This window comes from Phragmitibacter flavus, assembly GCF_005780165.1.
Taxonomy (GTDB): Bacteria; Verrucomicrobiota; Verrucomicrobiia; order Verrucomicrobiales; family Verrucomicrobiaceae; genus Phragmitibacter; species Phragmitibacter flavus.
The window spans coordinates 213133-227725 of the sequence record NZ_VAUV01000002.1 but is presented as its reverse complement, the minus strand read 5'-3'; the positions used below and the strand labels follow the sequence as shown (position 1 = coordinate 227725).

Genomic DNA, 14593 nt, shown 5'->3' with positions numbered 1-14593 from the left:
CAAACCCACATCACGTCAACCCAACTGCACGCGGCTCAGCAGCTCATTCAACGGCAGTTGCAGGCAGATGTAAAAATCTCCAAACTCCGCATACTTCGAGCTCACCTCATCAAAACGCATTTGATAAACGATCCCCTTGATGTTGAACGTGTCATGCGCCAGCAAACTCACCCCCCACTCCATTGAGTCCAGTCCCGTTGATCCCGTGATCAACTGCCGCACCTTGCCCGCCCACTGCCGGCCCACCCGCGCGTGACCCTGCATCAACTCACGACGCGCCTCAAAATCCGTCGCATACCAGTTGTTGCCATCGCTGCGACGCTTGCTCATCGGATAAAAACACAGCACCGGCCAGTCGGCCAGATTCGGATACAAGCGGTCCTGATTATACTTCTCCATCCGCTTGCGCCACTCCACCACGCGCAGCTCAAAGGTCTCGCTGCCATCCAGATCATTCGGATTCAACACCAACTCGGTGCCGTGCGCCGCCTGCTCCTTCATCTCCGCCGCCAGCGTCTTTTTATACTCCTCCTCCGATGTCGAATATTCACTCAATTCCGTCATCGAATAATAGCTATACACCGGCTGCAACACATCAGCCCCCAACGACAACGTGAGTTCCTTCTCAAACCGGTTCGCATCGTGCAAATCGGGGGTCAGCAACATGAACCCCAAATCCGCTTTTGGCGTCACCACACTAAAAGTCAGCAGCTGCGTTTTCGGATGCGAACGAATCATCTGCACCAGCTCCGCAAACCGCACCTTCGCCGCCCGCTGCTCTTCGCCCGTCAACATCGCCCACGCCCCATGCTCGATCGTGTAAAACAGATGCAGCACATGCAACCCCTCCACAGGGATCAACGGCTTCAAAGCCTCAACATTCGCAGACGTAGGGAAGGGAGTCGTGGACATAAAAATAAAAAAACTCAGCAGGCCAGCACCCTGCCACTCCCCGGCCCTTGAAGCAACCCACACGAAACAAAAAATCCAATTGGCCCGCCCAATGCTTCAGCGACCTTAATCGAACGCCTTTTCCTTTACTCAAAATCAAAAAGTCCGTTCGCCAAAATCCAGTTGCAGCCCCTGCATCTGGGATTACCCTCCAACGACAATACTTCCCACCCACCTTCCATGGCCGACGTCGAAAACAAATATCCTCAAAACACCACAGGCAAATTCTACGTGGACGATCAGTGCATTGACTGCGACCTCTGCCGCGAAACCGCCCCCTCCAATTTCACCCGCGATGACGACGGCGGTCACAGCTACGTCTTCAAGCAACCCGAGAGCGCCGAAGAAATCCAGCTCTGTGAAGAAGCCCTCGCCGGTTGCCCGGTTGAAGCCATCGGCGAAGACGGCGAATAAACCGTCACTTTAGTCCTCATTTTCAAGCCGTGCCTCCACCCGGGGTCACGGCTTTTTTTATGCAACAAAGTAGAAGGTTCGTCCCGAGCCTTGCCTTTCCACCCAAGGGCCGGGACGGCCCTTCTACTTTCCTTTTGTGTTTTCTGTGATCTTTCGTGGCAAACAACCTCAAAACAAAAAATACCGCTGCGCCATCGGCAGCACCGATGCCGGTTCACACCGCAACTCCCGTCCATCCGCCTTCACAATGTAAGTATCGGGATCCACCTCAATCTTCGGCAGATAATCATTCCAAATCAGATCCTTCTTCCCAATCCCCCGGCACTTCTTCACCACCGCCAGCGTCTTCTGCAACCCCAGCTCCTTCACCCCCGCCTCCAACCCTGCCTGACTCACAAACGTCAGCGACGTCTTATACTTTGCCCGACCATGCGCCGCAAACTGAGGACGATAAAACATCGGCTGCGGCGTCGGAATGCTCGCATTCGGATCCCCCATGTTCGCCATCGCAATCAATCCTCCCTTCAAAATCACCTCGGGCTTCACCCCAAAAAACGCCGGTTTCCACACCACCAAGTCCGCCAGCTTGCCCACCTCAATCGATCCCACTTCATGCGCAATCCCCTGCGCAATCGCTGGGTTGATCGTGTATTTCGCCACATAACGCAGCGCCCGGAAATTGTCCCCTGCCTGATGCACATCGCTCTCCAGCTTGCCAAACTGCGTCTTCATCTTGTGCGCCGTCTGCCAGGTCCGCGTGATCACCTCCCCAATCCGTCCCATCGCCTGACTGTCACTCGACATGATCGACATCGCCCCCAAGTCATGCAGCAAATCCTCCGCCGCAATCGTCTCCGGCCGAATCCTCGATTCCGCAAATGCCACATCCTCCGGGATCTTCGAGTCCAAGTGATGACACACCATCAGCATGTCCAGGTGCTCATCAATCGTGTTCACCGTGAACGGCCGCGTCGGATTTGTCGAAGCCGGCAGCACATTCGGCTCGCCGCAAACCCGAATGATATCCGGCGCATGTCCTCCGCCCGCGCCTTCCGAGTGGAACGTATGAATCGTCCTTCCCTTAAACGCCCCAATCGAACTCTCCACAAACCCCGCCTCGTTCAGCGTGTCTGTGTGAATCGCCACCTGAATGTCCATCTCATCCGCCACGCCCAGACACGTATCAATCGCCGCAGGAGTCGTCCCCCAGTCCTCATGCAACTTCAGCCCAATCGCCCCCGCCCGCACCTGCTCACGCAACGGCTCCGGCGTTGAGCAGTTCCCCTTGCCCATGAATCCCAAATTCATCGGATATTCCTCCGCCGCCTCCAGCATCCGCTCAATGTTCCACTTACCCGGCGTGCAAGTCGTCGCATAAGTGCCATGCGCCGGACCCGTTCCGCCGCCAAACATCGTGGTAATCCCACTCGCCAGGGCATGCTCAATCTGCTGCGGACAAATAAAATGAATGTGCGTGTCGATCCCCCCCGCCGTGATGATGCACCCTTCTCCCGCGATCACCTCCGTCGCCGCCCCCACGATCATGTCCACCCCATCCTGCAAAAGCGGATTCCCTGCATGCCCGATCCCAACAATCCGCCCGCCCTTGATCCCAATGTCCGCCTTAATCACCCCCTGAATCGCGTCAATGATCAATGCATTCGTGATCACCAAATCCAGCGCGTCCACATCCAAAGCCAGTGGCGACTGCGCCATCCCATCACGAATCACTTTCCCTCCGCCAAACTTCACCTCATTGCCATACCCCCCCATCTCCGCGATCAAGTCCCGTTCCACCTCGACAAAAAGTTCCGTGTCCGCCAACCGCACCTGATCCCCCACCGTCGGACCAAACATGCTGGCGTGTTGCTTGCGTGAAATCTGTAATCCCATAATCAAAAAAATCGGTAGGGACGCGCTGCGTCGCGTCCGTCATTCAGCTAATTCTACAACGGCCCACCCACCAACCCATTCAAGCCATAACCCTCGCGTTTCCCCGCAAACGCCACCAACTCCCCCTCCCTCGTGTCCCCCGGCTCAAACCGAACGGCAGTGCCCGCCGGGATATTCAATCGAAACCCCCGCGCCGCCGCTCTATCAAACACCAGCCCGGTATTCACCTCAAAAAAATGAAAGTGACTTCCCACCTGCACCGGCCGGTCCCCCGTATTGGCCACCTGCACCAGACAAGTCGCCAACCCCACATTCGCCTCCAACATCGGAGCCCCCACAGGATGGACATATTCACCAGGAATCATAAGAAAGTCGGAAGTTAGAAGTCGAAAATCAGAAGTTAAAAATACAAATTCAGAACCACAGATGGACACAGATAAACACAGATCCTGAGTTCAGAACCAAAGGCATTTATCTGCGTTCATCTGTGTCCATCTGTGGTTAAAAAACTCAGCCTGCTCGAGCTTCATCTCACCGGATTGTGCACCGTCACCAGCTTCGTCCCGTCGGGAAAAGTCGCTTCCACCTGCACGTCATGGATCATCTCCGGCACCCCCTCCATCACCTCATCGCGTTTGACGAGCGTCGTCCCATAACTCATCAAATCCGAAACCGACCTCCCATCCCGCGCCCCCTCCATGATCTCCGCCGTGATCAACGCCACCGTCTCTGGGTGATTCAACTTTACCCCCCGATCCCGACGTCGACGCGCCAAATCAGCCGCCACCACAATCAAAAGCTTTTCCGTTTCGCGAGGAGATAAATGCATAACAAAGCGTGCGGAATAATTTCATCAACCCAGGCGGCTCACAATCAGCACCACTCCCGCCACCGCCACCGCCGCCCCCGCCAACCGTGGCACCTGAGGAGACCATCTGCCCGCCGCCACCGCCGCCAAAATTCCCACCACCGCAATTGACAGCATCCCTGCCAGCAATCCCAAGCCATAAACCGCATTCGCCGCCTCCATCCCGTGAGCCCCCCCATTCCAAAAACCAATCAATCCCAACACCCCCCACTTCAGCCAAACCCCTGAACCCGGCTGCAACATCAACAACACCCCCGCCGCCAGCACCGCCAGCGCCATGCCCGACTCCAGCATCGGCAACGCAAACCCCACATGACCCGCCGCATACCCAAAAGCCATCGCGGCAAAAAACACGCCCATCGTCGCCGCCCCCTGTTGCCTCCCCATCCCCAAAGCCAAAGCCCCCACCGCCAGCGCCGCCAGCAAATGATCCAAGCCCGTGAATGGATGTTTCACCCCCATCATAAACGCCTCTGCATCCGCAAACTCATCCACCTCCTCCGGCGGATGATAATGCCCCGGATGCGCTTCCACCGGAGCCACGCAAACCACCCAACCCAACATCAAAAGAGGAAACCAAAAACGCATCATGAGATTCAATTCGTGAACCTCAAAAAAGCAGAAACCAAGCCAGATGTGAAGCTCAAATGTAGAAGGTCCGTCCCGGGCCTTTCATCTCAACTCCAAGGTTCGGGACGAGCCTTCTACTTTCTCTCCAAATCCAGATCCACCTCCAACTCCCCCGACTCAATTGCCGCCACATCCTCAAAGATCCGTTTCGCGATCGGAGCCGCCACCGACCCACCCGAATGCGCTCCCTGCACAAAAACCGTCAATGCCCACTTGGGCTTCTCCGCAGGAGCATACCCACAAAACCACACATGATTGTCCTTTCGCCCATCCGGCCTCCAATTCTGCGCCGTTCCCGTCCTTCCCGCGATGCTGATCTTCTCACTCTTCGCCTGCTGCGCCGAATACTTCTGCACCACATCCTCCATCCCCAGACGCATCTCCTTCATCCCCTCCGCAGTCACTCCATATTCCGCTAAAAACCCCGCTCTCAGCGCCGGGCGTTTCTTGTTCCCCAACCGATCCACCAACCTCGGCTTCCACACCGTCCCCCCATTCGCAATCGCCGCATACACTGTCGTCATCTGCAATGGACTCGCCAGCACCTGCCCCGCACCAATCGCGGTATTCGCCGTGTAGCCCGCCGACCATTTTTCCTTTGGCCGATTTTTCGCCAGCCAATCCGGACTTGGAAGAATTCCCTGATCCTCTTCTTCCAACTCAATCCCCGACTTCTGCCCCAATCCCAAAGCCTTCCCGATGCTCACGATGTTGTCGATCCCCGCCGCATTCCCCATCTGATAAAAATACGTGTTGCACGAACGTCCCATCCCCTCCCGCATCCCCAGCGGTCCATGAGTCTCCCCTTTAGTGGCGATCCAGCACTTCATGCTCTTGCTCCCAAAAGTCACCGACCCCGTGCAGTTAAACACCGTATCCTTTTGTCCCCCAGCAATCCCCGCCAGACAAGTCACCGGCAAATAAGCACCTCCAGGCCCAAAGGTATTCACGGCACGGTTAAACATCGGATTCCTCCAGTCGTTCACCAACTTCCGAAAGTCATCCCGCGAGATCGATGGCACAAACCAATTCGGATCATAACTCGGCCACGACACCATGCCCAGAACATCCCCCGTCTCCACATCCATCAACACCGCCGCACCTCGATCCAACTTCGGAATTGAATCAAACTCCCGCAACGCCCGTTCAATCACCAGCTGAACCCGCATATCCAACGTCAAAAACACATCCTCCCCCCGCCTGCGTTTTCCATGAATCACCGTTTTCAGCACCTCATCCATCGACTTCTCCACACCGGCCACCCCAAACAATTCATTCCCTCCTCTCTGATCATCGGGCTGACTAACGTAACCCGTCACGTGGCTCGCCAGCTCCCCGAACGGATACCGCCTCAACTTCACCACCCGCGTTGCGATTCCTGGCAATTCGACCGCCATCTCCGTCAATGCCTTTACCTCTTCCATCGTAAGACCCGAACGATACATCCAAGGATCACCTGCAGCCATCTCGCGAAAATGCATCCGCATAGCGTTCGCGTTATACTCTTTGGCAATCCCCCGATTATTGAGGGCAGCGATCACCACCTCATCAAACATCGCCTTGATGTCCGGTTCCTCCCCCACCACCGCGAACTCACCATCAGCCCCCTTCTCTTTGAGATCATGCATTGGTAAAATTCCATCATGTTTCGCCGCAAATGCCTCCATCACTTTGGATAAATCAAACACGACCTGCCGATCCACTTTATCCGAAACCGCCAACGCCACCCCATTCCGATCCCGAATCGCCCCGCGCACCAACTCACGCTCGACCTCAACCGCCAAAACCTCCCCGCCCGCCGGCATTAACCACACGCCAACTCCCACCAACAACACCCCCACCCAAGCCAACCCCGGGAACAACCTCAACTCCTCACGCCCCTCCGTCATCCGCACCAACCGCGTTACCCGCACCCACAAATCCCCACGTTCACCCGAAGCCGCCATCGCCAGTGCCATCGATGGAACCCCGTCCAACTCCCGCTCCGCCAACTGTGTCAATGTCCGCGCATAACCATCGGCATCTCCCATCACCGCCACCACCGCTTCATCACAGGCATGCTCGCGCTCACGACGAATCTGCCGGTTGATCCACCACACCGCCGGGTGAAAAAACAACACTGTCTCGGTCACCATCTGCAACAGGTTCACCAAATAATCCTGACGCCGCACATGCGCAAACTCATGCGCCAGGATCATCTCCACCTGCGCCGCCGTAAACCCCGTCATCAACGACACCGGCAGCAATACTACCGGCCTCCACCATCCAAAAACCAGCGGTCCACCCACCTTGTCCGACCAGTAAACCACCACCCGCCGTCCCACTCTCATCTTCCGCGCCAAACGCCTCGCCAGCGTTTCAAATTCGCCACTCAACGGCACCGCCCCCACCTTCAATCGCCTCAAGGCGCACCATCCCATCGTCCGCCACACCGTCAGCAGCATCATCCCACTCAGCCAACCAACCATCAGCCATCCCCAAATCGGCAACCTTCGACCTTTCTCCACCTTCGCTCCTCCGCTCGCCACCATATCGACCTCCTCACTCCCATTGCCCCCAACCTGCGTCATCGCCGTCATGTCTCCACTTCCCATCACTTGATCCCATGGCATCTCCACCACCTCCAAACCCGTCCCTCGCCCCATCTGCCACCACGTCCACACCGGCCACAAAACCAAACCGACCAACGCCAAACAGCACACCCCATATCTCATTCCCGCCCCCGCACTCCGCATCATCTTCAACACCACCGCCAGCCCCACGGCCACCACCGTCCCCTGCCAAAGCGAATGCCCCAACGTCACTGCCACCTCTTGCATCAGTGGATGCGATAACCACTCCATCATCCATCCACTCATGACTTGTTCCCTCCCTTCTCAAGTTCATCCAACAATCCCCGAATCGCCAAAATCTCCTTCTTGCTCGCTTTCTTCGCCCCCAGCGCATGCATCACCAACTGACTCACCGATCCCGCAAAAACTTTTTCCATCAAATCCCCCACCAACCTCCGCTGCATCCTTTCCGCCGGAATCCCCGCCTCATACACATGGGTTTTGCCCGCCTCATCCCGTTTCACCAGCCCCTTGCCCAACATGATCTGCAAAAACTTCAGCACCGTCGTATACCCCATCTCCTTCTCACCCGCCAGATGCTCCATCACCTCCCGCACCGTGCTCGGCCCCCGCTCCCACAACACCCTTAACAGAGCCAACTCCGCCGCCGTCGGTTTTTGATTCATTAAATCCGCCATGTCGCCATCATCTACGAAGCCCTTCGTTCTATCAAACGAATTCTTTCGTAGATCGTCGATTTTTCATTCACTCGAAAAAAACCAGGTTCCTCCCCCGTAAACCTATCCCATGCCGCGCTTCGCCCTTCTCCTGTTTCTAGCTTCCCTCACCACCACGGTCTTCGCCCACGAAAAAGTCGCCGACGATATGGCTAGGGCCGCCAACACCTTCACCGCCAGCCTCAACGCCGAACAAAAAACCAAAACCCTTTTTCCCTTCGAATCCGAAGAACGCGTCAACTGGCACTTCGTCCCCCGCGAACGCAAAGGCCTCTCCTTCCGCGACATGACCGAGGCCCAGCAAAAACTCGCTCACACCCTCATCAACACCGGCCTCAGCGCCCAGGGCTACCGTCGTGTCAACGACATCATCTCCCTCGAAGATCTCCTCTTCGAAATCGAATCCGCCACCCGCACCGACCCCAAAGATAAAGCCTCCGTCCGCGAACGTCGCAACCCCGCCAAATACCACCTCAGCATCTTCGGCGAACCCTCCATGAAAAGCATTTGGGGCTGGCGCTTCGAAGGCCATCACCTCTCCCTGAATTACACCATCAAAAACGGTCACCTCCTGCGCACCGCCCCCCACTTCTTCGGCTCCAATCCCGCCGAAATTCGTCAAGGCCCCCGCGCCGGACTCCGCGTCCTCGCCGAAGAAGAAGACCACGGCCGCACCCTCGCCGCCTCCCTCAACGACCAACAATGGAAACAAGCCCTCGTCAGCGAGAAAGCTTATCCCGACATCCTCACCGGCAACAGTCGTAAAGCCAAAACTCTGGAGCCCCTCGGTCTCTCCACCGCCGACTTCAGCGAATCGCAAACCACCTATCTCCAGCAACTCGTCCGCACCCACCTGTTCCGCATGCGACCTGAAGTTGCCGAAGACCGCTGGAAGGAAATCCTCACCGAAGGCCCCCTCCATTTCGCCTGGGCCGGCAGCCGCAAACCCAACGAACCCCACTACTATCGCGTCCAGGGCAAAAGCTTCCTTCTCGAATACGACAACACCCAAAACAACGCCAATCACATCCACACCGTCTGGCGCGACTTCAACGGCGACTTTGGCGACGACCTCCTCCGCCAGCACCTCGAACAAGACCACGGCCTCAAAAAATAATTCGGAGGTGTTGTTCAAAGGACAGGCTCATTCTCAGGCCTTTATCCCTTAGCCTTTAGCCTTTAGCCTTTCGATATCAGCTTCTCCATCCGCTTCCTAAACACCGCCGCCTTTTTTTCCTCGCCCGCTGACTCCAAAACGGTCAGATAATCCGCCCCCGTCTCCGCATAAGCATCCGTGCCCGTGGTCTCCAGATGCTGCTCAAGGATTGCCAGACTTTTCTCGTAATTCTGCTGCGCCCCGGCATCGTCCTGAAGCTCGTAACATGACGTCGCCAAATTGTTGTAGCTCTGCGCCACCTCGGGGTGATCCGCCCCGAAAACCTGAATCCGGATGTCCAGCGCCTCCAGATGCATCTCCTTCGATTGCTCCGGAAACCCCGCCGCATAATACAACCCACCCAGGTTGTTAAAAACCGCCGCCACCCGCTCGTTGTTCCGTCCGTAGATCTCCTCCAACGTTTCCAGCGCCATCAAATAATGCTGCTCTGCGAGCGCATAACGCCCCAGGCTTTTGTAAATCATCGCCAGGTTGTTGCGCAACTGCGCCGCATCCTGCCCGCGAGGTGGAGTCAGCTTTTCATACTCCGAAATCGCCTGCTCATAATGGGGAATCGCCTGTTCCTCACGCTGATTAAAATCATACAGCATCGCCAGACTGCTGCGCAACCGCGCAAACCGATCCTTCGACAAGCCCGCCTGCTCCGCATGCTCCAACGCCTCAAGATACATCGACTCCGCCTTGTCAAAATCCCCTACTTCCTGATGCAGCCCCGCCAGTTTTTCCAAGGCATTTACCAATAGTGGCAACTCAGCCTCGTCCTCTTCCGCCGCCTGTCGCGCATTCCTCAGCGCCGTGCCCGCGACACGCATCGCCTCATCAAATTTGCCTGCATCATACAGGTTGTCGGCATGACCTTCTAAGAGGGAATTAATCGATTCTGACGACATCGTGACTATGGAACACTTGTTGGGGGTTCTGGGACATTAGGACGAACGCGACAAATTAACAAGCCCTGAGTTCAACGATTGGTTAGGAATTTTTCATTTCATCGGTTCCGCGCGATTCCTGCCGCCTCAACTCCTTCATCAAATCCCCCCTCTGTGTCGGCAACGGACGATGAAACACCTCCCCCAGCATCCGCCCCCCGCTTCCCGGCAACACCTCGCCCAACCCCAGTTCCAGGCACAACCGATCCTCAAATCTTTCCACCAATCTCACCGTTGGCTCATGCGAATCCAAATAGTCCAAGCTCAACTCGAGCAGCGGAAATACCCCTGGCAACGGCGTCTGCGTTTCCGCCACCAGCTCCAGCAACTTGCAAAAATACGTCGCCGCCAGCACCCTCGAATAACTGCCGCGCAACCCCATGCGTGCCGTCAGCATGCGCACCTCCTTCAGCGCATGCAAATCCGAAACCCGCGCCGGAACCCAGCCTACCTCACAGGTCACCAGCAAATCCAACCCCGCAAAGGCCGACTTCGGCCTCAACGCCCCCTTCGCCACCGTCTTGAACAACCCCGCCTCCGCCGAGCACCAGTGCACGATCAGCGACGACTCCGTCAGTCGGTAACGATTGATCAAAATGGCCGTATTCTTCTCCAATCAGACAGAAGACTCGAAGACAAAAGACAAAAGACAACCATATCCTCAAACAACTCCACTCAACAAACCTCACGTCCGTCCAGAAGTCTTTTGTCTTGAAGTCTTCCGTCTTATGTCTACCTAGTAAAATGGAAAAGCCAGCCAAATCCGTCATCACCGATCTCCAAGCCTTCGATACCGAGGCTCTCAAGGGCCGCCTCGGGGCGCTCCGGAGGTATCTTTGACGTCGCTAAACTAAACTCCGAACTCGCCGCCCTCGAAGACCAGATGACCGCCCCAGCCTTCTGGGACCGTCAAGAGGCCGCCAAAAAGGTCATCGACCGCGTCAACACCATCAAAGGCCAGCTTGGCCCCCTTGCTGAAATCGACGCCCGTCTCGACGACTTCGCCGTGCTTGGCGAAATCGCCCAGTCCGAGAACACCCTCGATTCATGGAAGGAAGTCGAACTCGAATTCGAATCCATCGAGAAAGCGCTCGACCAGTTCGAACTCACCGTCATGCTCAGTGGCACTTTCGATAAGAACGGTGCCTACCTGACCATTCACTGCGGCGCCGGCGGCACCGAATCCTGCGACTGGGCCGACATGCTCCTGCGCATGTTCACCCGCTGGTCCGAACGTTCCGGCTACAAACTCGAAATGATCGACTTCCAACCCGGTGAAGAAGTCGGCGTGCGCAACGCCACCCTGCGCGTCAGCGGCGATTACGCTTATGGCAAGCTCAACTGCGAACGCGGCATTCATCGCCTCGTGCGCATCAGCCCCTTCGACGCCGCCAAAAAGCGCCACACCTCCTTCGCCAGCGTCGATGTCACCCCCGAAGTCGAAGAAGACGTCGGCATCGAACTCAACGAAGCCGACATCAAATTCGAAACCTACCGCTCCGGCGGCAAGGGTGGACAGAACGTCAACAAGGTGGAAACCGCCGTGCGCCTCATCCACCAGCCCACCGGCATCATCGTCAACTGTCAGGTCCAGCGTTCCCAAGGCAAAAACCGCGAGATGGCCATGAACATGTTGCGCGCCAAACTCTACCAGCTCGAAGAAGACAAAAAGAAGTCCGAGATGGAGCGTCAATACGGCGAAAAAGGCGACGTCGCCTGGGGCAACCAGATCCGCTCCTACGTCTTCCAACCTTATCAGATGGTCAAAGACCACCGCACCGGCGAAAAAACCGGCAACGTCAGCGGCGTCATGGACGGCGACCTCGATGACTTCATCGAAGCCAAACTCCGCGGCAAAAAAGCCGGCGAAGACGAAGACGACATCGATTAATTCGAACGAAAAAAGTAGAAGGCTCGTCCCGGGCCTTTCATACCACCTCCGTAGTGACACAGGCTTCAAGCCTGTGGGCGGGACAGGCATTTTGTCTGTCCCGAACGTCCCCGCGCATCAATTCCGCCTCACGCCCCCAAACCCTTCCACCCAACCGCTCCGTCACCTCGGAACCCGCTCCACTCCGACTTCCCCAAGTCGCCTAATTTCTCCATTGCGCCCACGAAGGAAATCTGAAACCATTTCCGGCATGCCCCCGCCACCCCTCCACAGTCGAGTCCACCGCTTCGCCAAATACCTTCCGCTCTTCCTCTGTCTCCTCGCCATCTCCCTCGAAGCCATCCGCCTCAAAACACGTCCCATCCAATACATCGCCATTGCCAGGCTGAAGATATCATCATCGGCTCCAGATCAACCCACCCTCAAGTCGTTCCCAAAAACACTTGTGCGCGAATTCTTTGAAACACAAATCGAAGTCATTCAAAGCCATCAAGTCCATCTTGGCGCCCTCCATCGCCTAAACTCCCTTCATCCCAACCTTCAACCTGCCGAGGTATCCCTGAAAGTCCTGCACCATCCAGGGTCTACCTTTTTAAGCATCGGAGCTTTCGGGACACAGTCAGAATACCCCGCTCACTACCTTGATGCCGTAATCGACGAATATCTTTCCTGGCGCAAAAACGTCATGGACATCTCAAAAAAAGGATCGATTCAGATGGAACCCGACTTCGCACTAACTGTTCTTCAACGCCCCCAACCTAACCTCATCCATCCCCCGCCTTACCGCCGTAACCTCATCATCGCAGCCATCATCGGCACTCTCTTGGGTTGGATCATGAAACGCATCGTTGAAAGAAGTTCCCATCGACCATCCCCAGCATGTTAACCTATAAACTCCAAGCGCAGAGGTGGAGAGATGCGCCACTTTTGGCACGCCGTGCGCCCAGCAAAGCGGCGAACATCGCCGCACTCCACAAAAACTACTCACCCACCCCCGCTCACATTCACCTTACCCCGATACTCCTCAAACAAACTCCCCGCCCCCTTCGCCGCCTCGACATACTTCGCCATTACCATCATGTTAGCGACAATCTCCCCGGCGTCGTATCGATTCTCCTCGGTCCAAAGGCCCTCCTTGTTCTTGTCCTTCAACGCCGTCACCGCTTTCTTTGTCAGTCCCTTCAACGCCGAAAGCCACTCGCGCTCCGTCGCCTTCGGCACCCGCTTCGCCAATAACTCCTCGCGCGGTCTCAGCATCAATTTCTTGAACTGCTCAATATCATCCTGCAACTCATCCAACTTAAAACCGTAATGAGTTGGCAGGTTACCATCCTCATAAGTCAGCTCATAAGTGTCCTTCACGAAATACAGCGGCTTGTTGCTCCCCAATTCATAGAACCGCGCATACTGTCCATCTGGCAACCGCGACTTCTCCAGCCACGCCAGCGCCTCCTTCACCGGTTCAAGATATTTCTTCTCTCCCGTCGCCAGCCAAACCTGATGCAAGGTTTTCAAAGCCCCCAAAGTCTCGAGTGAACTCACACTCGGCGGCTCAAACTTCCGCGCCCACACTGGCTCCATCTCCAGATTATACTGCTGCGCCCAACCCGGCTGCGGTTGAGGACACTGCGCCAGCAACAGAAAATCTCCCAACCGCTTCGCCGCCGCCAGATACTTCTCCCCGCCCTCTGCATCAAGTTCATGTGCCCTCAGCAACAAACGGCATAACGACTCCAGATTGCCATCATTCAATGTGTAAAACGACGTGTATTCCACCTTTGGAAACACCCTCGACCACTCCACCGGGAACCGCGCTTTCACGACCGGAGCCGAACCATCCGCCGGCCCTTCATATCCCTGCGGCCATCCACCATTGGGTGCCTGTGCCGCAAGCAACCCTTCCATCCCAAATCGCAACGCCTTCTGCAGAGACCCATCTTCCTTGAACTCCGCCAGCTGTGCCACCTCCAGCAAAAACATCAACGCCAGCTGTGTTTTGCCATCATCCAAAGTCGAACGAGCCTTCCGCCCTCCCCGTTCCACATCCCCTGCATCCAGATCACGTCGATAATGCCACTTACGCGCCGCTGGCAACGCAAAATCATGAAACGTATCCCACCCTCCTGACGCCAGCTGCGACCACAACAACGCCTGCACCACCTCCTTCATCCCCTGCAAATAGAGCGGATCCCCCGTCGCCTTCCACCCCGCCAGATAAGCCAGTCCGAAACTCGGCGTCCCCGGTGACTCAATGCTGATCACCGTCGACATCATTATGTCCGACGTGCCCGACTCCTTCAAATCCCGCGACCAATCCGTTGCATATCCCCCGGCAAAACTCAGATTCGTCCGACAAAACATTGCCGCCTTCTTCAACGCCTCCTCCACTTCAGCCACCGAAGGACAATCTTGCACGACCACCGGCGTTGTCTCTGCTTTCTCCACCGACGTCACCTGCGCCCCAACTCCCATCAACCCCAATCCCAAAAATAGCATTAATCGCTTCACCATCTCACATCAACGCCAACCGCCCGACACTCTTGCATCGATC

Annotated in this window: 14 protein-coding genes; 4 read left to right on the top strand and 10 right to left on the bottom strand. The window is 56.4% G+C overall.

Annotated elements, in window-relative coordinates:
* Window positions 1-15 precede the first annotated feature (15 nt).
* Window positions 16-912: a chlorite dismutase family protein gene (locus FEM03_RS02965; protein ID WP_138084688.1), complete on the bottom strand. Its 897-nt coding sequence runs from the start codon at window positions 910-912 to the stop codon at window positions 16-18.
* 219 nt (window positions 913-1131) lie between these two features.
* Between FEM03_RS02965 and FEM03_RS02960 the strand changes: the two genes are divergently transcribed.
* Window positions 1132-1365 (top strand): ferredoxin, encoded by a 234-nt coding sequence (locus FEM03_RS02960; protein WP_138084687.1) that lies wholly within the window; start codon window positions 1132-1134, stop codon window positions 1363-1365.
* A 168-nt stretch (window positions 1366-1533) separates the two neighbouring features.
* Here the strand turns inward: FEM03_RS02960 and ureC are convergent, their stop codons facing one another.
* The 6 genes from ureC to FEM03_RS02930 form a co-directional block, all read right to left on the bottom strand.
* Window positions 1534-3258, bottom strand: coding sequence for an urease subunit alpha (ureC, locus tag FEM03_RS02955; protein WP_138084686.1), 1725 nt, complete (start codon window positions 3256-3258; stop codon window positions 1534-1536).
* A 53-nt stretch (window positions 3259-3311) separates the two neighbouring features.
* Entirely contained in the window at window positions 3312-3623 is a 312-nt protein-coding gene (locus FEM03_RS02950; RefSeq protein ID WP_138084685.1) for an urease subunit beta, read from the bottom strand.
* A 161-nt stretch (window positions 3624-3784) separates the two neighbouring features.
* On the bottom strand, window positions 3785-4087 hold the full coding sequence (locus FEM03_RS02945; protein WP_138084684.1) for an urease subunit gamma: 303 nt from the start codon (window positions 4085-4087) through the stop codon (window positions 3785-3787).
* Between the two features lie 24 nt (window positions 4088-4111).
* Window positions 4112-4717, bottom strand: a complete 606-nt coding sequence (locus tag FEM03_RS02940; RefSeq protein WP_138084683.1) for a HupE/UreJ family protein — start codon at window positions 4715-4717, stop codon at window positions 4112-4114.
* 113 nt (window positions 4718-4830) lie between these two features.
* Window positions 4831-7575 carry a penicillin-binding transpeptidase domain-containing protein gene (locus tag FEM03_RS02935; RefSeq protein WP_166442583.1) on the bottom strand — a complete coding sequence of 915 codons (2745 nt, stop codon included), beginning with the start codon at window positions 7573-7575 and terminating at the stop codon, window positions 4831-4833.
* Between the two features lie 35 nt (window positions 7576-7610).
* A complete protein-coding gene (locus FEM03_RS02930) occupies window positions 7611-8006 on the bottom strand; it encodes a BlaI/MecI/CopY family transcriptional regulator (RefSeq protein ID WP_138084681.1) in 396 nt (131 codons plus the stop codon).
* A 109-nt stretch (window positions 8007-8115) separates the two neighbouring features.
* On the opposite strand from FEM03_RS02930, the gene FEM03_RS02925 reads away from it, so the two are divergent.
* Entirely contained in the window at window positions 8116-9162 is a 1047-nt protein-coding gene (locus tag FEM03_RS02925) for a DUF3500 domain-containing protein (protein WP_138084680.1), read from the top strand.
* 62 nt (window positions 9163-9224) lie between these two features.
* Here the strand turns inward: FEM03_RS02925 and FEM03_RS02920 are convergent, their stop codons facing one another.
* Together FEM03_RS02920 and recO are read right to left on the bottom strand one after the other, a co-directional pair.
* The gene (locus FEM03_RS02920; protein WP_138084679.1) at window positions 9225-10112 is read right to left on the bottom strand and encodes a tetratricopeptide repeat protein; all 888 of its coding nucleotides are present in this window, start codon (window positions 10110-10112) and stop codon (window positions 9225-9227) included.
* A gap of 82 nt (window positions 10113-10194) precedes the next feature.
* Complete coding sequence (gene recO, locus FEM03_RS02915; protein WP_138084678.1) at window positions 10195-10767, bottom strand: DNA repair protein RecO; 573 nt, start codon at window positions 10765-10767, stop codon at window positions 10195-10197.
* Between the two features lie 152 nt (window positions 10768-10919).
* Here recO and prfB point away from each other — a divergent pair.
* Together prfB and FEM03_RS02905 are read left to right on the top strand one after the other, a co-directional pair.
* A protein-coding gene (gene prfB, locus FEM03_RS02910; RefSeq protein ID WP_206170850.1) for a peptide chain release factor 2 occupies window positions 10920-12042 on the top strand; the annotation gives its coding sequence in 2 pieces (ribosomal slippage) (window positions 10920-10982 and window positions 10984-12042; 1122 coding nt in all).
* 250 nt (window positions 12043-12292) lie between these two features.
* Window positions 12293-12928 (top strand): hypothetical protein, encoded by a 636-nt coding sequence (locus FEM03_RS02905; protein ID WP_138084676.1) that lies wholly within the window; start codon window positions 12293-12295, stop codon window positions 12926-12928.
* A gap of 98 nt (window positions 12929-13026) precedes the next feature.
* Here the strand turns inward: FEM03_RS02905 and FEM03_RS02900 are convergent, their stop codons facing one another.
* Entirely contained in the window at window positions 13027-14553 is a 1527-nt protein-coding gene (locus FEM03_RS02900) for a pectate lyase (protein ID WP_138084675.1), read from the bottom strand.
* Between the last annotated feature and the right edge of the window lie 40 nt (window positions 14554-14593).